This is a genomic window from Clostridium magnum DSM 2767, from assembly GCF_001623875.1.
GTDB lineage: Bacteria > Bacillota > Clostridia > Clostridiales > Clostridiaceae > Clostridium_AM > Clostridium_AM magnum.
In genome coordinates, this window is sequence record NZ_LWAE01000004.1 from 360,703 (window position 1) to 382,400 (window position 21,698).

The 21,698-nt window shown below is 33.2% G+C and carries 20 protein-coding genes and 1 pseudogene; 3 read left to right on the plus strand and 18 right to left on the minus strand.

Translation table 11 applies throughout. The features are described from left to right. Positions 1 to 65: 65 nt before the first annotated feature. Positions 66 to 1,277 carry a DUF5667 domain-containing protein gene (locus CLMAG_RS18425; protein ID WP_066626049.1) on the minus strand — a complete coding sequence of 404 codons (1,212 nt, stop codon included), beginning with the start codon at positions 1,275 to 1,277 and terminating at the stop codon, positions 66 to 68. 147 nt (positions 1,278 to 1,424) lie between these two features. On the opposite strand from CLMAG_RS18425, the pseudogene CLMAG_RS18430 reads away from it, so the two are divergent. Both CLMAG_RS18430 and CLMAG_RS18435 read left to right on the plus strand, forming a co-directional pair. Next, positions 1,425 to 2,187: pseudogene (locus tag CLMAG_RS18430) on the plus strand (AraC family transcriptional regulator). A gap of 161 nt (positions 2,188 to 2,348) precedes the next feature. Then, positions 2,349 to 3,146, plus strand: coding sequence for a (Fe-S)-binding protein (locus tag CLMAG_RS18435; RefSeq protein WP_066626051.1), 798 nt, complete (start codon positions 2,349 to 2,351; stop codon positions 3,144 to 3,146). 251 nt (positions 3,147 to 3,397) lie between these two features. Here CLMAG_RS18435 and CLMAG_RS18440 read toward each other — a convergent pair whose 3' ends face one another. From CLMAG_RS18440 to CLMAG_RS18490, 13 genes are all read right to left on the minus strand, one after another. Continuing rightward, on the minus strand, positions 3,398 to 4,627 hold the full coding sequence (locus tag CLMAG_RS18440; RefSeq protein ID WP_066626053.1) for a hypothetical protein: 1,230 nt from the start codon (positions 4,625 to 4,627) through the stop codon (positions 3,398 to 3,400). A gap of 320 nt (positions 4,628 to 4,947) precedes the next feature. After that, positions 4,948 to 6,006 (minus strand): aldose epimerase family protein, encoded by a 1,059-nt coding sequence (locus tag CLMAG_RS18445; RefSeq protein WP_066626055.1) that lies wholly within the window; start codon positions 6,004 to 6,006, stop codon positions 4,948 to 4,950. 162 nt (positions 6,007 to 6,168) lie between these two features. Then, positions 6,169 to 7,347 carry an ROK family transcriptional regulator gene (locus CLMAG_RS18450; protein ID WP_066626056.1) on the minus strand — a complete coding sequence of 393 codons (1,179 nt, stop codon included), beginning with the start codon at positions 7,345 to 7,347 and terminating at the stop codon, positions 6,169 to 6,171. 286 nt (positions 7,348 to 7,633) lie between these two features. After that, positions 7,634 to 9,052: an L-fucose/L-arabinose isomerase family protein gene (locus tag CLMAG_RS18455; protein ID WP_066626058.1), complete on the minus strand. Its 1,419-nt coding sequence runs from the start codon at positions 9,050 to 9,052 to the stop codon at positions 7,634 to 7,636. A gap of 37 nt (positions 9,053 to 9,089) precedes the next feature. Continuing rightward, entirely contained in the window at positions 9,090 to 10,580 is a 1,491-nt protein-coding gene (gene glpK / locus CLMAG_RS18460) for a glycerol kinase GlpK (RefSeq protein ID WP_073393382.1), read from the minus strand. 46 nt (positions 10,581 to 10,626) lie between these two features. Beyond that, entirely contained in the window at positions 10,627 to 11,487 is an 861-nt protein-coding gene (locus tag CLMAG_RS18465; protein ID WP_066626060.1) for a transketolase family protein, read from the minus strand. A 338-nt stretch (positions 11,488 to 11,825) separates the two neighbouring features. After that, positions 11,826 to 12,029: a thiamine pyrophosphate-dependent enzyme gene (locus tag CLMAG_RS34770; protein WP_341420448.1), complete on the minus strand. Its 204-nt coding sequence runs from the start codon at positions 12,027 to 12,029 to the stop codon at positions 11,826 to 11,828. Then, positions 12,026 to 12,409 (minus strand): thiamine pyrophosphate-dependent enzyme, encoded by a 384-nt coding sequence (locus CLMAG_RS34775; RefSeq protein ID WP_341420449.1) that lies wholly within the window; start codon positions 12,407 to 12,409, stop codon positions 12,026 to 12,028. The genes CLMAG_RS34770 and CLMAG_RS34775 overlap by 4 nt, the downstream gene beginning before the upstream one ends. Positions 12,410 to 12,459: 50 nt before the next feature. Beyond that, on the minus strand, positions 12,460 to 13,512 hold the full coding sequence (locus CLMAG_RS18475) for an ABC transporter permease (protein WP_066626062.1): 1,053 nt from the start codon (positions 13,510 to 13,512) through the stop codon (positions 12,460 to 12,462). 159 nt (positions 13,513 to 13,671) lie between these two features. Then, positions 13,672 to 14,514, minus strand: coding sequence for an ATP-binding cassette domain-containing protein (locus CLMAG_RS33840; RefSeq protein ID WP_242873073.1), 843 nt, complete (start codon positions 14,512 to 14,514; stop codon positions 13,672 to 13,674). After that, positions 14,501 to 15,265: an ATP-binding cassette domain-containing protein gene (locus CLMAG_RS33845; protein ID WP_242873074.1), complete on the minus strand. Its 765-nt coding sequence runs from the start codon at positions 15,263 to 15,265 to the stop codon at positions 14,501 to 14,503. Before CLMAG_RS33845 ends, CLMAG_RS33840 begins: the two co-directional genes overlap by 14 nt. Continuing rightward, positions 15,265 to 15,987: a DUF2291 family protein gene (locus tag CLMAG_RS18485; protein ID WP_066626065.1), complete on the minus strand. Its 723-nt coding sequence runs from the start codon at positions 15,985 to 15,987 to the stop codon at positions 15,265 to 15,267. The genes CLMAG_RS33845 and CLMAG_RS18485 overlap by 1 nt, the downstream gene beginning before the upstream one ends. 311 nt (positions 15,988 to 16,298) lie before the next feature. After that, entirely contained in the window at positions 16,299 to 17,285 is a 987-nt protein-coding gene (locus CLMAG_RS18490) for a D-ribose ABC transporter substrate-binding protein (RefSeq protein WP_201787661.1), read from the minus strand. 238 nt (positions 17,286 to 17,523) lie between these two features. Here CLMAG_RS18490 and CLMAG_RS18495 point away from each other — a divergent pair, with 238 nt between their 5' ends. After that, positions 17,524 to 17,718, plus strand: a complete 195-nt coding sequence (locus tag CLMAG_RS18495) for a YwbE family protein (RefSeq protein WP_066626068.1) — start codon at positions 17,524 to 17,526, stop codon at positions 17,716 to 17,718. A 63-nt stretch (positions 17,719 to 17,781) separates the two neighbouring features. Here CLMAG_RS18495 and CLMAG_RS18500 read toward each other — a convergent pair whose 3' ends face one another. The 4 genes from CLMAG_RS18500 to CLMAG_RS18515 all read right to left on the minus strand — a co-directional run bounded on the left by CLMAG_RS18500 (position 17,782) and on the right by CLMAG_RS18515 (position 21,608). After that, positions 17,782 to 19,038, minus strand: coding sequence for a DEAD/DEAH box helicase (locus CLMAG_RS18500; protein ID WP_066626070.1), 1,257 nt, complete (start codon positions 19,036 to 19,038; stop codon positions 17,782 to 17,784). 186 nt (positions 19,039 to 19,224) lie between these two features. After that, complete coding sequence (locus CLMAG_RS18505) at positions 19,225 to 19,422, minus strand: cold-shock protein (protein WP_066626073.1); 198 nt, start codon at positions 19,420 to 19,422, stop codon at positions 19,225 to 19,227. A 297-nt stretch (positions 19,423 to 19,719) separates the two neighbouring features. After that, complete coding sequence (locus CLMAG_RS18510; RefSeq protein WP_066626076.1) at positions 19,720 to 20,535, minus strand: histidinol-phosphatase HisJ family protein; 816 nt, start codon at positions 20,533 to 20,535, stop codon at positions 19,720 to 19,722. 104 nt (positions 20,536 to 20,639) lie between these two features. Beyond that, entirely contained in the window at positions 20,640 to 21,608 is a 969-nt protein-coding gene (locus CLMAG_RS18515) for an SIS domain-containing protein (protein WP_066626078.1), read from the minus strand. Between the last annotated feature and the right edge of the window lie 90 nt (positions 21,609 to 21,698).

Here is a 21,698-nt window from a genome sequence, read left to right on the forward strand (position 1 = left end):
CTTAGAATGACATAAAAGAGAGAACCCTTTATATCTAGATTCTCTCTTTTAGAATTTATACAATTTTAGTTTTTATCTTTGTCATTATTTTCGGCCCCTTTAGCCTTTTCTTCAGCCTTCTTTGCTTCTTCTTTCTTTTTCTCTTCCGCTTTCTTCAGTTCCTCTTTTTGCTTTTCTTCCTGTTTCTTCAATTCTTCTCTTTGCTTTTCTTCCTGCTTCTTAAGTTCTTCTCTGGACTTTTCCTCCTGATTTTTTAACTGTTCTTTGGATTTTTCCTCTTGCTTCTTAACTTCTTGCTCAGATTTTTCCTCAGCCTTCTTTAACTGCTCTTTAGCTCTACTCTCATCTTTATCCTTCTTCTCTGATATCTTGTCCATCTGCTTGTTAGCCTTTTCTACTTGATCAGTTCCTTTTTCGATGAGTTTTTCAGTCCTTTTAGACAAAGCCTTAACTTCCTCTTTGGCCTTTTCAGCAGCGTCCTTAAGTGTTTCCATTTCATTCTTATTAGCTTCAGCCGCTGCTACTTTTGCTTCCGCTGCTGCTATTGCAGCTTGATCTCCGCCTTTACGTGCTATTTCTAGTTCCTTCTTTGCTGCTTGAAGTTTCTGCTTTGCTGAAAAGAATGCATTTTTTGCTGCATAAAAACCTTGAACCGCTGCAATTGCTCCATCTTGATTTTTCATAGCCTCTTCTACAGCTGCCTTTGCATTCTCAGGTGCCTTTTCCAATACTACCTGTAAAATAGAGTGACTTTTGGAAAATGCCTCATTAAGCTCTTTCATTATCTCTACCGCCTCATCTTTTGCCTCAATAGCAGTATTCAGGTGTTCAGTGGCAGCTGCTAAATTTTCGATATATTCCTCAACAGCCTTATCTGCTAATTCATTTTCTCCATTTTCAGTCAATACTGCAGCCTCAGCAGCCCTCTCCACTCCATATTGGGCATTAAGAGCTGAAAGTTTTTCCTGGCTGCTTGCCATTTTAAGTTTCAGATCTTCAATAGCCCTTTCAAATCTGTAAAAAGGAGATCCAGGAACTACTCCTGCTATATCTTTAAGTTCATCTTCAGATACTTCTGTTGTTTTAGTAGTTGTATCGTTTTGTATAGCTGCATTAGTCGTCTGCTGCTCAGTCACACTTGTTGTACCGGTTTGTTCCGTTACAGAAGTTGTAGTTGATGATTCAGTACTTGTGTTAGAGTCTGGTGCGGCATATACCAATCCAGTTGATGAAAATAGAAATATTCCCGCAAAAATTCCAATAATATGTTTTTTCATTTTGTTTCCCCCTTATATGTGGTTTCATACTATATAGTACGTATGGTAAACATTATTTTGAATGGGTATATAATTAAGGTTAATGCTATAATAAAATTAATATGTAAATTTAGAGTTATTGTATATAAAAAGAAGAGGTGAATACTATTGAATAGTGTAAATTGTGAACGCAGAACATATGATTATAAATTTAATACACATGCTCATTCACATGCACAATTAATTTTACCCATGCATGGTAAACTTTATATAGAAACCAATTATAAAAAGCTAACATTAAAAGACGATCACTTGTTCTTTCTTCCTCCAGATTGTAAACACACTTTTAGAGCTGATAATAGTAACGAATTTTTAGTTTTAGATATTTCTAATAATATAATTAGCAAATCTGATATGGAAAAGCTTATAGGTGGAAAGGAACTCCAATTTGATGATAAGTGGAAAGCTATAAGATATTTATTTCTAAATGAAGCTAATAATAAAAAAAGTTCTAGTTCCATTACTAACCTATTCCTATATTGTTATGATTTTATCGCACATGAAAATATTGCTGATTCTATAAAATACATAAATGAACATTTTGCTGAAGATATAGATTTAAAAAAATTAGCAACTATTGAGCATTACAATATCAGTTATTATACCGAATGGTTTAAAAATAAAATGAAAGTCACACCGGTTGAATATATACAAGATTTAAGAGTGAAAAAAGCAAAAGAACTCCTTTTAAATACAAACTTAACAATTTTACAAATTTCTCAGATGGTAGGTTATGAATACAATTCATCATTTACTAAAGTATTTAAACACTTAGAAAAAATATCACCTGTTGAGTTTAGAAGAAAAATCAAAAAATAGACTAAAAACTAACTATATTTCAGCAAAGACTTATATAATTAAAAAGATATAATTATATATAAATAATATTTTAAAAGACTGTTTAAAATAGTCTTTTTTCTTTAAACAGTTAACCTCTTAAAATTAGTAATGCATTATTAAAAAATAGCTATTGAAAAAACATAATAACTTTTTAATTCAATAAACTTATAAAAAGAAAGGACATGCTTTAGAATGAAAGAAAAAATCACTGAAATGATACGAAACTTTGTTAAGGAATACGAGCAAAAGAATGATATTGCAACCAAATGGGGTGAGCCTTTAGTAGGATTTGCTGATGCTAATCATCCTTACATTTTAAATTTGAAAAAACTTGTTACAGCAACTCATAAATTACCCATTGATGTACTTCCCGATGCCTCTATTGTAATAGCATATTTTATTCCATTTACTAAAGAATTAGCTAATACAAATCGAATTGCTGGAGATATTTCCTCCCCTGAATGGGCACTGGCTTATGAAGAAACCAATGCAATGTTTGTTAAGCTGAATGACTATATAATATCAAAACTACGAAAAATAGGATATCATGCAGGTGTTTCACCAGAAGCTTCTACCTTTGACCAAAAGATATTAAAAAGCAATTGGTCTCATCGACATTTTGCAAAAACTGCTGGTCTTGGGACCTTTGGTATCAATAATATGCTTATAAATAAGGTCGGATGCTGTGGAAGATATAGCACCATTGTGACCAATCTAGATGTTAGCCCGGATTCACCTTTAGAAGATGAATTTTGCTTATATAAAAAGAATAAAAGCTGTGGTATATGTGTAAAACATTGTCCATCAGGGGCATTAACTTTAGATGGATATGATAGACATAAGTGTTATGAGGTACTAAGAAAAAATGCACAATTATATACAGAATTCGGAAGCTCTTACACCGATGAATCTGGTGATCATCCAAATAGTGTAGGTAGTGACGTATGTGGAAAGTGCGTAGTAAATACACCATGTACTTTTTTTATTTAATGCTTCTCTTATCATCTCTGGCGTAGAATAGCACAAATAAGCAACATTACAAAAGACATGATCACCAGTAATAATTAAATCAGCAACTTCTATATCTACAGCTATTGCGCTTAGTGTATGGCCTTGATTATGGAAAATATTAAATCAATTTATATATTTCAATTTGTGTTTATTTTCTCATTAAGTAACCTGATTCAAGTTTCTACTTCATATAGAAAAAGGAATGGGATTTCTGATCCCACTCCTTTTTCTTAGCGTGCAGCTATTGTATTAATTATAGCAGTCTTTTTAGCTTCAGGTTCCTTCATTAAATCTTCAAATTTAATAGAATTTTGTTCATTTACTTCTGGTAATTTTATTTCAACATTTTTATTGATATTAAAATTAGTTGTATCGAAGTCAATTCCTAAGTTATATACACCTGTAATCTTATTTGGTTCAGCTGTAGTGCTTGTACCATTTAAATTTTGAACTACAGGTATAAATTTTGCTGAATCAAATACTAAGTCTATGTTTCCTTTTTCATTAACGATATAACCAGCGCGGTCTATTGCATATTCAATTACTATTCCCTTAGCTCCAACTAATGGAACTGCATCAAAGGCACTTAATGTCTTGTTCATTTGTTTATTAAACTCTGGTAAACCTTTTTCAAAATCTGCAAAAGATTTTTCCACTTCTGCTAGAGAAGTTTTTAATTCTTCTGGATTTAAATTAGAAAATTGCATTACTGTAATTATATAATCTTTTAAGAAGTCTCTTGCGTCTTTATTATTAACTAAATTACTTGAAGCATATTTTACCAGCTGTTTGAAACCTTTATCATCTAATTTAACTTGGAAAACATGTACCTGCTTTGTACCTTCTGGCACTTTAATATTTTTATATCCTCTGTCTGTAACAAACTTAAATCCTGGATTAAAATTCATTATACTATTAGTAACTACTGCAGATAATTTTTTCTGCATGTCTTCACTAACTGTTGATATTTTATCAAAATCTACGCTTGTACTATCTCCTTGCATCGTTTTACTATCTAGCACTAAATATTGTTTTCCATTCATCTGTTGCTCTAGCATAGATGGCACTTTAATAATTTCTTTGACTACAGTCTTATCATTTTCTAGATTTGTATCTGCCCATATACTCATATTCATATCCATAGGCATACTTCCAGATTTCACTGTTACATCTGATTGAAGCTTTCCTGTTTTACCATCTGAACTTTCATTAACTTTTCCAGTCATAGTTAGTTTTGAGCCATTAATCATAGGAATAATTTGCGTAACGCCCTCTTTTTCTTCAGCTGAAAGGTTATCTGCAGTGAATCTTAACCCAATTTCTGTTTTAAACTCTGAGCTCGTAACCTTCTTACTAAGTGCATCCGCAAGTGTCTTTCCCTCATAACTACATCCTGTAAAGAAAGACATAGTCATTGCCATAGCCATACCAATAGCTGCTAATTTTTTTAAGTTTCTCATTATTACACCCCCACAAGAATTATATGATAATTATAACTTGTTAGGTAATATATAGCAATGTGGTTTTTTATACCTTTTTATAAGTTTTTATATTCCTTTCTTTGTTTTAATATACTTTGCTTCATTTTCCTTTTATTTGCTTGATATTACCTAAGCCTTTTTCATCATTTTTAAGGCTTTAATAATTATATTATGCTATAGATAGTACTATACATAAATATTTTACTTTATCTTTGCATCTCCAATTTCTTTATAATATAAGACATACAAAACACAGGCTTATAGCTTATATTTTATATGTCTTAAGTTAAATATATCTGCTATCTATTCAAAAACTTATATATAGTAGTATGTTTATATTCCTCTCCTGCCTTTAATATTGGTGAAGGAAAGTGTTTATGTTTTAATGCATTTGGGAAATATTGAGTTTCAAGACACAGACCACTGTTCTTTCCATATGTAGCACCATCTTTACAGGACTCAGATTCATCAACATAATTACCACTGTAAAACTGTACTCCTGGTTTTGTAGTGTACACCTCCATGACTCTTCCACTAGATGGATCAAAGACTTCTGCTGCTTTTTCAGGCTTTTGACCACTTACTTTTAATACCCAGTTATGATCATAGCCATGGCCGAAAGTAATTTGTTCACATTCACTAAAGATTCCTGATTCTACAGATTTTAATGTTGTGAAATCCATCGGACTTCCTTTTACATCTCTTACTTTTCCTGTAGGTAAGCTTTCTTTATCATTTACTGTAAACTTATCAGCATCAATTATAAGCTGATGCTTTAGAATATCTCCAGATCCATGACCAGATAAATTAAAATATGAATGATTAGTTAGGTTTACCACAGTATCCTTATCTGAAACTGCAAAATACTCAATACTAAGCGCATTGTCATTAGTTAGTGCATATATCACTTTGACATCAAGATTTCCTGGATATCCTTCTTCCCCATCCTTACTTGTATAAGAAAGTTGAAGACATTCATCTTCGCCTTTTTTTACTATCTCTGCATCCCATACAACCTTATCAAAACCTATAAGTCCACCATGAAGTTGATTTTCTCCTTCATTCTTTGTTACATTATACACTTTACCATTAATCTCAAAACTTGCATCCTGAATTCTATTGGCATGTCTTCCTATGATTGCACCAAAAAAGCATTTTCCTTTTATATATCCCTCTAGCTTATCATATCCTAATACAACATCATCAATTTTACCATTTTTATCTGGCGCCATAAGTGATACTACTACACCACCATAGTTTGATATTTCAGCCACCATACCATTATTGTTGCTCAACTTAAAAATATCGACATCTTTTCCCTCTAATGTTTTTCCATAAAAGCTTCTTGTAATCCCCATTGTATATTTCTCCTTCCATAGTTTAGTATAATAATTGAAGCAAGATCTTAATTCAGATGGGGATTCTTTTACCCCATCTGAATTTTAGAGCTGCGAATGCATGGCTTACTTGGCGTTGAACTATCACTTGAAGAAGTGGAGACTTACGCCAAGTTAGTCAGTCTAAATTATCTTCTCATTTAAATAAAATAACTTTTCCATAGGTAATAGAGCTGCTCCAAGTATAGATGCATTCTCTTCTAAATCTGAGAAGGATATTTTGCACTCCTCCTGATTATAGAAACTATTCTCTTGAAATACTTTTTTCTTTAAATCTGCTTCTATTAAAGTTTTATAGTTAGATAATTCTCCACCTATAATCACATCTCTAGGGTCTAGCATTAATATTATATTTTTAATGCCTTCAGCTAGGTAACCTAGATAGTTATCCAATATATCCTTAGCCAGTAAATTACTTTTTGATAACTCTAGGAAATCGTTTAACTTTTTATCACAATCATCGAATTTTTTTCTATATTCATTGACTAATGCCTTTTTGGAAGCATATAATTCCCAACAGCCTCTCTTACCACAGTTACACTGTTTTCCATCTTTTACAATAGTCATGTGGCCAAATTCCCCAGCTCGTTTATTATACCCCTTGTAAAGATTATCACCAATAATTATACCAGTTCCAATACCTTCTGTAATAGATATAAAAACTAAACTACTTATAATACCATTAAAATTTATAAAGGATTCTGCATAGGCTGAAGCATTTGCCTCATTCTCCGTAAAAAGTGGAAATTGAAAATTGTGTTGAAAATTCTCAAAACTTATGTTTTTTAATTTTAGATTTGGGGCATTTTCTAACAACAACTTTTTTTCATCAACAGTCCCCGGCAAAGAAAAACCTATTCCCAATATCTTATCTATAGGTATACTATTGATATCTATAATATGATCTATTTCTTTTTTAATTTGTAAAACCAAGCTATTAAAATTGTCTAATTCCTCAGGCATATCCAAAGACTTATCGGCTATAATCTCAAGATTAAGATTTGTTAAAATAATCCTGACTTGATCCTTTGTAATACATACTCCAAAAGAATACCTGGAATCTGGAAGAAATCTTACTATTGTTGGTTTTCTTCCTCCTGAGGACTCTCCAACCCCCGCCTCATCTAAAAAACCTTGCTCTATAAGCTCCTTAACATTACTTATAACTGTTGGAATGCTTATCTTAAGCTCCTTAGAGATATCTTGCTTAGTCATCTGTTTGTTTCTATAAAGCAGCTGAATTATTTTTTTTTGATTCAACACCTTTATTGTTTCTTGATCTATAGCATTTAATTTATTCATTTTCATATTACCTCTATCTATACTTATTCATACACTAAAAATGCTGCTTTTATTAGTAATACGTTTTCTTATCCTTTAGTATATCATTAATTATTACTCTTTTTCAACTGACTTTATAAAGTTATTATACTTTTCAATATTTTCTTATATAAACCTAGCATCCCCAGTTATCTCTACAAGTTACTTTACTTTGTCCATATTAATATAGAGACAGCTTAAAACTACTGCCTCTATACAAATATTACTTATCTTGGATCACATATGAAAACTTGGTTTATTAACCCTATTATCCTCTAAGCCATTTTTTAATTTCTTCTCCGTTATCATCATATAAATCTGGAGAAAGCTCAGGGATGTATTTACAAGCTTCATATATTACTGGAACTATGTCAGAATGTATGCCTACACAGTGATGCACATATGGTCCTGTAACAAGTTTATCCTCAAGCTTTGTCCAGTTTTTAACTTCTATCCAAACATAAGTACCTTGGGTGAAAGGTCCATCTATTCCTTTTGCATTTCCTAAGAGAACTGAGTACTTTCCATGATCTCCGTCAAATCTTAAAATAGACATTTCTCCCCCTTCAATTTCAGCATGAACAGATCCTGGGAGATGCTCTGGGAATGCAAAAGGCCCTCCAAACTTAGCTTTTATTCCTTTCTTTACTAGTGATAATGGCCATGGACCACAGTGCTGAAGAAGTTCACCATTTTTATTTGTAGGATGTACAACAGTCCAATCTGCAAAGAAAGGAACAGTCTTGCCCATAGCCGCTGCCTGAGCCATAACTGCTGTTATTGCTCCATGTATATCTGTTTCACACACTACTGGTATACCCTCATCAGTCATAAGTGCATTAGCTACACATGGCATTACACTTAATACTTCTTGCATAGCATTCCAACACTGTATCGCTACTGCATTACATCCAAATTCAGCGGTGTATCTTTTCATAGCAACCTTCATAGCAGCAAGTCGAGTGACAGCATTATCCGGAACGCAAATTTCCATATTACTCTTAAGGTATCTTATAGTATCCCTAACCTCAGAATCATTTTCCTTCTCAAGCTTTAAAATTCTATTTGCGAATTCAGACATTGCTAAAGGTCTTATTTGTATTCCAAATTTCTCAAGAAGTTCCCCTTCATTGCACATCATTGTCCAGAAATCTGCAGGTCTTGTGGAAATTTGAAGTATTCTGATCTTTTTAAACTCTTTAACAACATTTGTTGCTGCTATAAAATTCTTTAACCCTCTTTCGAAAGTCTCATCCTCTAAAGTACAATTTGGTATATATGTGAAAGGAAGATTGAATCTTCTTAATATCTTTCCTGTTGCAAATAATCCACACTGAGAATCTCTAAGCCTCGATCCATCTGCTAGCGGCGCCTCATCTCTAGGTCCCCAAAGTAATATTGGAAGTTTTAGTTCAGAAGCCACTTTACATACAAGATCTTCTGAACCAAAGTTGCAGTGTGGAAAAAATAATGCATTTACCTTTTCCTCCTTAAACTTTTCAACGATCTTATCTACGTCACTTTCTGAGTGTAATAGCCCCTCTTCATTTATCCCCTCAATATCAACATAATCAATACCAAGTTTCTGAAGTTTTTTTGCTGTTAGTCCTTTAAATTTAAGTGCGTCTTCCTTGCTAAATATTGACCTTCTTGTAGGTGCTACACCTAATTTAATTTTGAAATCCATAATTTTCAGCCCCCCATATTTATTTGTCAAACAGAATTCATTTAGTTAATATTCTTTTAACAGCTGTTTTCCAGCCTGAATAATACTGTTTCCTTAACTTTTCTTCCATCATAGGTACATAAACCTCTGAAGCCTTTCTTAATGCTTTTATTTCCTCCTTAGATTTCCACACCCCTACTGCAAGCCCTGCAATATACACAGAACCCATACTTGACAGTTCTGCTATTGCTGCCTTTGCTACATTTACCTTTAAAATATCTGCCTGAAACTGCATCAAAAATTTATTACCTGTTGGACCACCATCTACTCTAAGTTCTCTCAATGGTATGGAACTCTCGTCCTGGATTACTTCTACAGCATCTCTTATCTGATAGGCTATACTTTCTACAGCAGCTCTAACAACATGATTTTTATTACTGCCTCTAGACATTCCACTTATAGCTGCTCTTGCATAGGTATCCCAGTAAGGTATTCCTAGTCCTGTAAAAGCAGGTATTACATATACCCCCTCGTTATCTTTTACAGAACTTATCATCTGATTCATTTGTGAAAAATCTTGGAACAATCCTAGATTTTCCTTAACCCATTTTATAGCATCCCCAGTACAGTGAATAATCCCCTCTAAGGCATATTCTACTTTTCCACCTACCCCCCAGGCAACCGCTGTTACCAATCCGCTTTTAGGCTCTATATAGCTTTTACCGATATTCATCAAAACGGAAGATCCTGTGCCATAGGTAGCCTTTGCCATTCCAACTTCAAAACACTGCTGTCCAAAAAGAGCTCCCTGTGAATCACCAATAATGCCCGATATGGGTAAGCTTATATTGAATAGTTCACCTATTTTTGTACTTCCAAATATATCATCTGAGAATTTAATCTTAGGAAGCATGCTTTCAGGTATGTCAAATATGTGGAGAAGGTCTTTATCCCACTGAAGAGTTTTTATATTAAACAGTAGAGTTCTACTGGCATTTGTATAATCTGTAGCATGAATTTTACCACCTGTTAACTTCCAAATCAGCCATCCATCTATATTTCCAAATAGAAGTTCTCCTCTATTAGCTTTCTCTCTTGCACCTTTTACATTATCAAGTATCCATTTCACTTTAGTTGCTGAAAAATAAGGATCTAACATAAGACCAGTCTTATCTTTTATAGTATTTTCAAGTCCTTTACTCTTTAGTTCATCACAGAACTTTGAAGTTCTTCTACACTGCCACACTATAGCATTATATATTGGTAATCCAGTGTTTTTATCCCATACTACCGCAGTCTCCCTCTGATTTGTAATAGCTAAGGCATCCATATAATCTGGAGCTAGACCGTTTTTTTCCATTACATCTCTTAAAACAAACTTAACATTTTCATATATTTCTAAAGGATCATGTTCAACCCAACCAGGCTGAGGATAGTACTGTTTATGCTCCCTTGAGCTCCTTGCAAGTATTTCACCTTTACTATCTACAACCATTGTCTTAGTTCCTGAGGTACTTTGATCTACTGCAAGAATATAACCTTTTCCCAAAATATCCCCCCTAGCATCTCCTATATAGCCATAAATATTATTATTTTTACTTTGAAAGCATCTCCTTTGAAACTTTACATAAATTAGCTGCAGTTAGTCCATAATACTGAAAAATTTCAGAACTAGATCCTGCAATAGCAGCCTCATCCGGTATCCCTAATATTCTCACTGAAACAGGCTTTTTCTGAACCACTACTTCAGAAACTGCCGCACCAAGTCCACCAAATATGCTGTGTTCCTCAATAGTTATAATACGCCCTGTATCCTCTGCCGCTTTCACTATCGCCTCTTCATCAAGTGGTTTAACAGTTTCACCAGTTGCTATTATTGTTAAATCCTTTCCCTCCCTCATAGTAACTGATTTACCGATTTGGTATTCATAATTTTCATCTTCATATACGTCTTCTACTGGATTCCTTCCGATTCTCACATAGACAGGACCATTGTACTTTAGAAGGGCTTCAGTCATCTTTTTAGTTTCAAATCTGTCCGCTGGTAGTATTATTGCAATACCAGGTATTGATCTTACTGATGCTATATCTTGTAGTGAATGATGTGACATTCCAAGAGCACCATAACTCACTCCTCCGCTTATACCGATGAGCTTCACATTTGTTTTTGAATAGGCTACATCTACCTTTATCTGTTCAATACTTCTCATTGTTAAAAAACTTGCCGGAGAAGCTGCAAAAGGCTTTTTACCACAGGCTGCAAGACCTGCAGAGATTCCTACAAGATCCTGTTCTGCAATTCCAACTTCCACAAACTGCTCTGGAAGTGTATTTGCAAAACTAACCATTGAAGCAGATCCTCTAGAATCACTAGTCACAACAATTATATTTCTATCCTCTTTTCCATGCTCTATCAGTGTGTCACAAATTACTTGTCTATTTGGTACTTTGTTCATAAGCTACCTCCCTTTACAGCACATAAAAATTATTGCAATTGAATTTTAGAACTTTATTAATTATAAGCTCTTGAAGCAAGATCTTAATTGAGATGGGGGATTCTTTTACCCCATCTGAATTTTAGAGCTGCGAATGCATGGCTTACTTGGCGTTGAACTCCCAGTTAAGCAGAGAACCAAAATCTACGATTTTGTGTGAATCGGTCAAGCAGACATCCCAAATCTATGATTTGGTGATGGTCGCTTACTCTTTGAGTACTCCTCTGACGCTAGGAACAGGAGTTTCATATGAAGTGGGAGACTTACGCCAAGTTAGTCAGGTTAAAAGACTGCAAACCCTAATCACTGAGCTCTTTTAATGCCAATTTAAGCTGTTCTTCACTAGGTACACCGTGATGCCACTTAGCTTGGTTTTCCATATAGGATATTCCCTTACCTTTTGTTGTATAAGCCATGATAAGTGTAGGCTTATCTTTTACCCTCGGCAAGCTTAACAACACTTCTTGAAGTTCAGCAACATCATTCCCATCTACAGGTATCACATTCCAACCCCCACAGGTAACCCATGACCTAATGCTCCAGTATTCATTTCAACTCCTGCATTTTTATTATTTGGATGTACAATAAGGGTAGACCCAAACTTACTATAAGTTTTGAGATTATCCTTAGGGAAGAATCCTTTATCTGCAAGAATACAATATAACGGCTCTACACTATGGCCCTTGCTCAATATAAATCTATCTCTATCTTCCCATCTTGGATTTTGCGGGTTAACTTTCATAATACTGTAGTAAAGGACAGTCATTATATCTGTGCTAGAAAGAGCACCTCCTATATGACCTGCCTTACCTTCATATATCATAGTCACTAAATCTCTTCTGATCTGATTAGCTTTTGTTTTTAGATAACTTACATCAACCACCGAGCATCCCTCCAAATTTAATATAAGACTTTATATAATGAAGTGAATATCTAACCATTCTTTCTCTGAAGAGCAAACTTATTCTGTAAATTTCTCTGAAATTGGTCAACAATAACTGCAATTACAATTACAAATCCCTTTATAACCATTTGCCAAAATTCAGATACTCCCATCATAACCATGCCATCATTAAGTACTCCAATAACAAAAGCTCCTATCAGTGTACCTCCTATAGTACCAATACCACCAACCATAGAAGTTCCCCCTAAAACCGCAGCTGCAATAGCATTCATTTCCCATGTGTTACCGGTTTGAGGGTGAGCAGCAACTAATTCTGATGAGACAATAAGTCCAACCATGGCAGCACACAGACCTGAAATCATGTATACTATCATTTTTACCTTTTTAACTCTGATACCTGAGTATTCTGCAGCCTTTTCATTACCTCCAACAGCAAATATATGCCATCCTAATGGTGTTTTCTTTAAGATATAAGCAGTAGCAAATCCCACAATTATCATTATCCATATGGAAATTGGTAAACCAAGTATTCTTCCAGCCCCTAATATCTCGAATCCTATATTCCCCAATTTAGGATTTCCCGTTATATTAGCAAAGGTTTCTCCATTAGATCTAATTAAGGCAAAACCACGAGCAACATACATACTACCAAGAGTAGCTATAAAAGGAGCTACATTAAAGCGAGTAATAACAAAACCATTTATTGCACCTAAAAGTACACCAAGTATAAGAGTAATGACAATAATAACAGGTACACTGAAATATATTGTTACACCAAACATACTTAATCTCAAACCTTGATTTATAAATCCTCCAGCTATCATTCCCGCAAATCCTACTATAGAACCAACGGACAAATCAATTCCTCCGCTTATAATAACCAAAGTCATACCTATACCCAAAAGTGCATATAAAGCCACATGTTTAGCTATAAGTATCAAACTATTTGTAGATAGAAAGTTAGGGGCTAGGAAACTAAATACTATAAATAGAATTATTAAAGCTATAAAAGTTCTAGCTTTTAGAAGTAGCATTCCTAAAGACAGATTCTTATCCTTTTCCGATGTTGCTAATTCACTCATATTAGATTTCCTCCTTAAATTTAGGCATCTGAAATAAAATAACAAGACAAAGATGCGACGGATATTTTGCGTCAGACAAGGAGACAGGTTCCGCAGATATCCGACCCTATCTAAGGATTCTGCCGACGCAGTATGACGTAAAATAGACTAGTAGATTGACTAGCTATTTTTTGAAGATGCCTTAATAACCTTCTCACTATTTTTGCTAACTTGCCCTGCTGCCGAAGCTTTTATAAGAGCTTCTTCAGTAATTTCTTCTCCTTTAAATTCACCTGTAAGTTTTCCATTAGACAATACTATGACACGATCAGAAATCCCTATTATTTCTTTTAGTTCAGAGGATATCACAATTATCCCTAAGCCCTGATCAGCATACTTATTTATTATCCTAAAAACATCAGCCTTTGCTCCAATATCGATTCCTCTGCTAGGCTCATCTAAGAGTAAGATCTTTGGTGATGTCATAATTCCCTTACTTATAACTATTTTTTGCTGATTGCCACCGCTCAAGGAAAGAATCGGAAGCTTTCTATCTGCTACCTTTATTTCTAAATCTTTTATCTTATCCGTTATACATTCATTTTCTTTTTTATCTATAAGATGAAACCCCTTTGTATAATTCCAAAGACTTGCTAATGTCATATTCTTAGCAATAGATAAGACTTGTACAAGTCCCTCTCTTTGACGATCTTCTGGTATAAGAGCAAATCCTTTTTTTATTTGTCCCCAAATAGATTTAGGTATAATTTTCTTACCCTTAAGATATATTTCACCTGTTGATTCAGGATGCATTCCCATCAAACACTCAAGAAGCTCAGTACGACCTGCACCAAGAAGTCCATATATCCCCAATATTTCTCCAGATTTCAATGAGAATGATATATTTTCTAAAGTGTACCCTTCACCTTTTCTAGGAAGTGTTAAGGCATCTACTTTTAGCAGCTCCTCACCTATATTTTTTTCCTCTTTAGATATAATCTTTGTACCACTATTTCCAACCATTTTTCTTACTATCCATTGGATATCTATATTTTTTTACTCTCTCTTCAACAATAAACTTGCCGTCACGGAGTATAGTAACATAGTCACCTATAGCCATTATCTCTTCCATTCTGTGAGAAATATACACAATAGATATTCCTTGTTCCTTTAGTTCATTAATAATATGAAATAACACCTTTACTTCAGCATTACTCAAAGATGAGGTAGGTTCATCCATTATAAGAACCTTCAAATCCTGCTGTGCCATAGTTTTTGCTATTTCTACAATTTGCTGTTGTCCTACCCTAAGCTCACTAACTAATGTATTAGGATCAATTGGATGCTCAAGCTTTTTAAGCAATTTTTTAGCTTTCTCTATATGAGTTTTATGATCTAATACAAAACCATGTTTTGTTTTTTCTCTCCCCATAAAAATATTCTGTGCAACAGTTAAGTTTGGAAATAGATTTAATTCTTGATGTATAATACCTATTCCCTTTTCTGATGCTTCTCTCGTATTTTTTAGATGTAGTTCCTCTCCATTCAAGGTAATTGTACCTTCACTGGGCTGCTCTATCCCTGCAACTATTTTCATTAAAGTGGATTTTCCAGCTCCATTTTCCCCAATTAGTACGTTCACTTTACCCCGATATACATTAAAATTAACCTTATTTAAAGCTACAGTTCCCGGATAAATTTTCGTCACCTCATTAGCCACAAGACACACTTCGTCTTCTTTTTTAGTATCAATAGCATCATTGTTTACTTCCACTATTTTGCACCTCCTGCTATCTCTATTTTTACAGGAGTAACAACAATTTTATCTAAAGATTCAAAAGTAAATGCACCAACAAAATCTACTTTTTTATCCTTAGAATTATCAAAATTTACTTTACTTAATATTTGCTCATTAATCCTTTTATGAATAGCATTAGATATTTCAGCGAATACCATTTGATTTTTATAATCATCGAATTTTATGAAGTCCAAAGAGTCTCTTATCGCTGTACCTTTTATTACAGTACCGATTTGAATCTTTAAGTCAGCCTTTCCATCATAAGGTTCAAGATCTATATCTATAGTCCCGTTTTTCGATTGTTTATTTACTGCAAGTATCTTACCCTTACCTTTTACAATAAAATTCCATGCGTTTCCTTCCTGTCCACTTCTTATCCCATACTTTTTCCCAGCATTCTCTACATTACTTTTAAGTTCTTTAGTTACCTCTGAAACCTCTACCGAACGCTTATCCATAGTTGGCATTACTTTACTATCCCATTCAGAATCAATAAACTTATTGGCATCAAAGCTTTTATCATCAAAATAAAACGCAACACCTTGTTTAGAATCCTTATCCTTACTATCCTTAACTACCGTAAACAACTTACAAGCAGAAAGCATGAAAGATGAAAGTACCAACAGTGCAATTAATGATAGTATCTTTACTTTCCTCATACTATTAACTTTATCAGTAGATTCACATCTCTTTCTCATGATACTCTCCTCATCTTAAAATAATATTTTAATGTAGGTTTTCTAACTTGAACTTTAAGTTATACGTAGGGATGTGTTGCCAAAACTGAAGCACATTTAAAAACTTTTTTATCAGTCTTAGTGAAGTGTTTTATAAAATCTTAGAATATTCGATTGTCTCAGCAAAGCGAGTTTATCGAATATTCTTGGATTTTATAAAACACAAACTTTAGACTGATTAAAAGTTTTTAACAGTGCTGAAGTTTGGTAACATATCTCGGAGTATAATTTAAAGTTCTGCTTCTAATCCTATATTCCATAAAAAATTTTTATTATTTCTTCATACTAAAGGTATCAAATTGTTTTGCATTTTCCTTAGTAATTAATACACAATCCTTAAGTTGTTTTTCTTGCTCTCCTGTTGAACCTGTTTTAATATATTTATCAGCTTGTTCCACTGCTAATTGAGATATCATAAATGCAGGTTGAAGTACTGTAGCTTTTATATCACCAGCTATTATAGAATCTCTAACTTCATTACTACCATCCAAACCTACTACAACAATATCTTTTAGCCCTGCAGCTTTTATTGCTGCCATTGCTCCCATTGCCATAGTATCATTTCCACAGATTACACCTTTTATATCCTTATTAGCTTGTATTATTGATTCCATCTTGGAGTAAGCTTCAGTTTGACTCCAGTTTGCACTTTGTCTAGCAACCATCTTCATTTCAGTATACTGATCAATAACATCGTGATAGCCTTTTGATCTTATTCCAGCATTTGTATCTGACTCTTTACCTACTAACTCTACATAATTACCTTTTTCGCCCACTTGCTTAACAAATTCTTCTGCTCCTAGTTTTGCACCTTGGAAGTTATTTGCTACTATTTGTGAAACTGCTTCACCAGTAACATTTATTTCACGGTCTATAAGAAATGTAGGTATTTTAGCAGCCTTAGCTTTTTTTACTGCGGCCACTGTAATATCTGCACCAGCATTATCACATATAATTGCAGCTGCCTTTCTAGAAATGGCAGTATCAAATAATTCATTTTGTTTATTTCCATCATCATCATGTACAAGTGTCAATGTTTCATAACCAAGTTCCTTAGCCTTAGCCTCAGCACCCTGTGCTTCAGATTTAAAAAATGGATTACTATGTGACGGTGTAATTATAACTATCAATTTCTTAGCACTGGAACTTTCTGCTGGTTTTACAGCCTCCTGTGTCTTTGTCTGGCAACCTGTAAATAAAGCACCTACCATACACAAGGTTGCTAAGCAGCTCATTAATGTTTTCATTCTTCTTTTCATAGTTATCCCCCTCTGGATTTTTAATATTATATATTCTCTTATTATCTAAATATAAACAATAAGAGTAATAAACTATTATGAATGGTTTCACTAAATATTTATTTATATTTTTAAAATATTTAGCATAATCAATTAGATTATCTAAATAATTTAAAACCCACTATAGATAAACCCATATTTGTTTACAGTAATTTCTTGTGGTATGATTATAGTATTAAACAGAAAGGATCACCAATATATGGATAACAAAAGAAGAGAAGATGTTTATGCAGGAAGGCTTGTAGATATTGTATTGAAGGAAGATCAACGCACCGGAAAATTGACACGTGGAACTGTAAAAGATATACTTACAAATTCTACCTATCACTCTAGAGGAATAAAAGTAAGATTGAGTGATGGTAAAATAGGTAGGGTTCAAGTTATAATAAAGTGAAAGAAAAAACCATAGTTGTTGTTTGGAAACCTTATCCAAAACAACACTATGGTTTTTGATACATTAACTCTTCTTTTTATTTTTTCTAAAATAACTGCTCTTTTTGGTTTTCTCACCAGATGCTTTCTTTCTAACATCCCTATTCTTTACTACACCTGAATTACTTACAAATACACTTGAATTGCTCATAAGATAAGGATGATCTTCAATCACAGGTATTGATTTTGATATAGTTTTTTCAATATTTTTAAGAGAATCTCTATCTTCTTCATCACAAAAGGAAACTGCAATCCCCTCTAAGCCTGCCCTTCCAGTACGTCCGATTCTATGAACATAGGTTTCTGGTACATCTGGTAAGTCGAAGTTTATTACGTGGGACAATTCTTCTACGTCAATCCCCCTTGCAGCTATATCCGTTGCTACTAAAACTCTTATTTTCTTTTCTTTAAAGTTACTTAAAGCAAGTTGTCTTGCATTTTGTGACTTATTCCCATGAATAGCTTGAGCCTCTATTCCTACTTTAATAAGATCTCCAGTTATTTTATTTGCACCATGTTTCGTTCTAGAAAATACAAGAACAGATTCAATAGATTTATCCTTTAGAAGATGAATAAGCAAAGATTTCTTGTTTCTTTTTTCAACTAAATACACTGCTTGCTTAATAGTATCAATAGTAGATGAAACAGGAGTAACTTCTACCTTTACAGGTTTCACAAGAATTGATTCTATTAACTTGGAAATTTCTTGAGGCATAGTAGCAGAAAACAACATTGTCTGCCTAGTCTTGGGAAGCTTTGCTATAATTCTTTTTACATCATGTCCAAGCCCCATATCAAGCATTCGGTCTGCTTCATCAAGGACAAAAAACTTAATATTGTTTAGGCTTATATATTTTTGCTGCATCAAATCAATCAATCTTCCCGGTGTTGCAATTAAAATATCTACTCCTGCCATTAATGCATCTGTCTGAGATTTTTGTGATACTCCACCAAAAATAACAGTATTCTTTAGCCCTGTATATTTTCCATAGGAATTAAAGCTTTCTCCAATTTGGATGGCCAACTCTCTAGTCGGAGCTAATACTAATGCCTTAATACTTCTGGGTCCCTTTAGAGATTTTTGTTTACTATAAAGAAGCTGCAATATAGGTATCGCAAAGGCTGCTGTCTTTCCAGTACCGGTTTGAGCACACCCCAGCAAATCCTTTCCTTCAAGTATAGCTGGAATAGATTGTTCCTGTATAGGAGTAGGCTTAGTATAACCTTCGTTTTTTAAAGCTTTCAAAATAGGGTCAATAATATTTAAATTTTCAAATAACATCTTTCTCCTTTATAAATGGCTATCAATTTTTCAGTTTGTTGCTATTAAACAAACTGGCTGCCCGTTTGTTGTTTTTATCCACTTTTATCTTCATCAGTACTTTTTGTATTGTCTCAAAATCTAATTATAAGTAAACTAAAAACCCCTTAAATAGAATAACTATTCAAGGGGTAAAATACTCATTAATTAAATAATAGTAATATTTTCTGCTTGAGGTCCTTTTGGTCCGTTAACTACGTCATAAGAAACTTTTTGACCTTCTTGAAGTGATTTATAACCCTCTGAATTTATCTGAGAAAAATGTGCAAAAACATCATTTCCATCATCTCCTGTAATAAATCCAAATCCTTTTTCTGCATTAAACCATTTTACTGTACCATTCATATAATGTGTACCTCCGAAATTTTATTATTCTTAAACTCATTGTAATAACTCACTAATAAAATCTCGATATCACCATACTATATTTATTAAGTACTAATTGAAATATATTTGTGTTAAATTATTTACTATTAATTTAAGTTCTCATTAATAATAACATACTTTATTATACAAAGCAAATTTTTTTTAATTTGTTGAATCATATCTTTCCTAAATGATAATTTTCTGAAACTTTCACATGAAATGGTTCTTAATTAATAAAATACTTTACTACCACATCCTATTTACAATATTTCACTTCTATATATCATAAAAATACGGCTTTCTTCCTCTATAAATAGCAATCTGTTTAAATCCTATTTTCCTTAATAAACCAATACTTTCATCAATACCAGCGCCAACATCTTCCTTTGTATGAGCATCTGAACCTACTGTAATAATACGACCACCTAATTCTTTATACAGCTTTATAATTTCAATAGATGGCATAAATTCTCCACTTAACTGTCTAAGACCCGAAGTATTAATTTCAATACCTTTTCCTCGTTCTATAACTGCCTTAAGAATGTCCTCTATTTCTTTCTTGTATCGTTCCATAAGATTAATTTTTACATTACGGCTTGCTGCATATCTTTTTACTAAATCAAAATGGCCAATACAATCATATTCACCCTTAGTAGCCATATCATATAGCAAACTTAAATAGTCTAAGTTTTGTTTTTCTATATTCTCATTCGAATAATCTCCATATTTTAAATCAATATCCTCTATTTTATGAATGGATCCAATCAAATAGTCAAAAGCATAAGATTTTATAATGTTTTTAACGTCTTCTGGCCAATAATGTACCTGACCCATTTCCATTCCAAACAGGATTTCTAACTTTGCTCCAAATTCAACTTTGCATTCATTTATTTCTTTTAAACTATTCTCAATGAAACATATACCCATATTTATTTTTTTGTTTTCTTTTCCTGTGTAGTATTCAAAGTGATTGGTAATTACAATAGAGTCTAAACCATGTCTACAAGCACTTTCACATATTTCCTTCAAAGAAGTTTTGGAGTCTGGTGAAACACATGTATGAATATGACAATCTGCTTTTATACTTTTCATTAGTTTCATCCTTCCTATAGTATAAATCAAACTTTTATATTGCTATATATAAATAAAAGCTGGTATCACCGAAATGATACCAGTTAATTAAGAAAAAATCAATTTTAGTATTCTAATTTCCACATATATCTTCTTTTAGTAAGAGGGTGATTTCTAACAATTGACAATTGTTCAGCATATACTCTTAATACACCTGAAATTAACATTGGGTTAAAGTAGTCTACTACTTCCTTTGCAATCTCTGATCCTAAACCAAAATCTTTTGCGTCTACTACTGTTGTCTTTGCATCGAATCTATGTAAGAAATCAAGTGCTCTTGAATCCATTGCTCTTGTTCTTCCATCATTCATCAGTAATAAGAATGGTACATCTTTTTCTACAATTTCAAATGGTCCATGGAAGAATTCACCATCATGGAAACTTCCTGAGTTAATCCACTGCATTTCCATCATTAGGCATATTGAAAATGAATAAGCCACTTCATGTGTAGCTCCACTACTCATAACATAAATTACTGGAGCATCTTTATATGCATTGGCAAATTCTTTTGCCTGTGGAACAACAGAAGACACTGCTTTTTCAATCAAATCATAGATTTTCCCAAAACCATCTACCATTTTATCATAGTAAGCATAACCTTCGTATTGATTTAAAATCTCTACGGCAAGAGCTAATACTTTTGTCATTTTTTCCATTTTAGCAGCATAGTTTAATTCAAATCCATGAAGTACAACATAGTCAGCATCTTTTGTAATTGGAGCACCTTCTGTATGAGTAACTGCAATTACATGTGCACCTAAAGATTTCGCTAAAGAAGTTGCTTTTACAGTTTCTGGTGTATTGCCACCTAGTGAACAAGTAATTACAATTGCTGAACTATCTACTGATACAGGAGTAGCATAATTAAACTCATTTGCAGTATATAAACTAGTGCGAAGTTCTTTTGCATTTCCTTCTAAAAAATATTTTGCTGGATATAATTCCGCTTTAGATGCACCACATCCTACGAAAAACACACTCTTAATTTCTGGTTGTTTTGTTTTAATCTCTGTAATGATTTGTCTTAATTCCATTTTCTTTTCCTCCATATTCTTCATTAGTGGTATATGGTATATACCTAATTATTTGTAAATAGAGTATGGTACATGGTATATACCTACCTA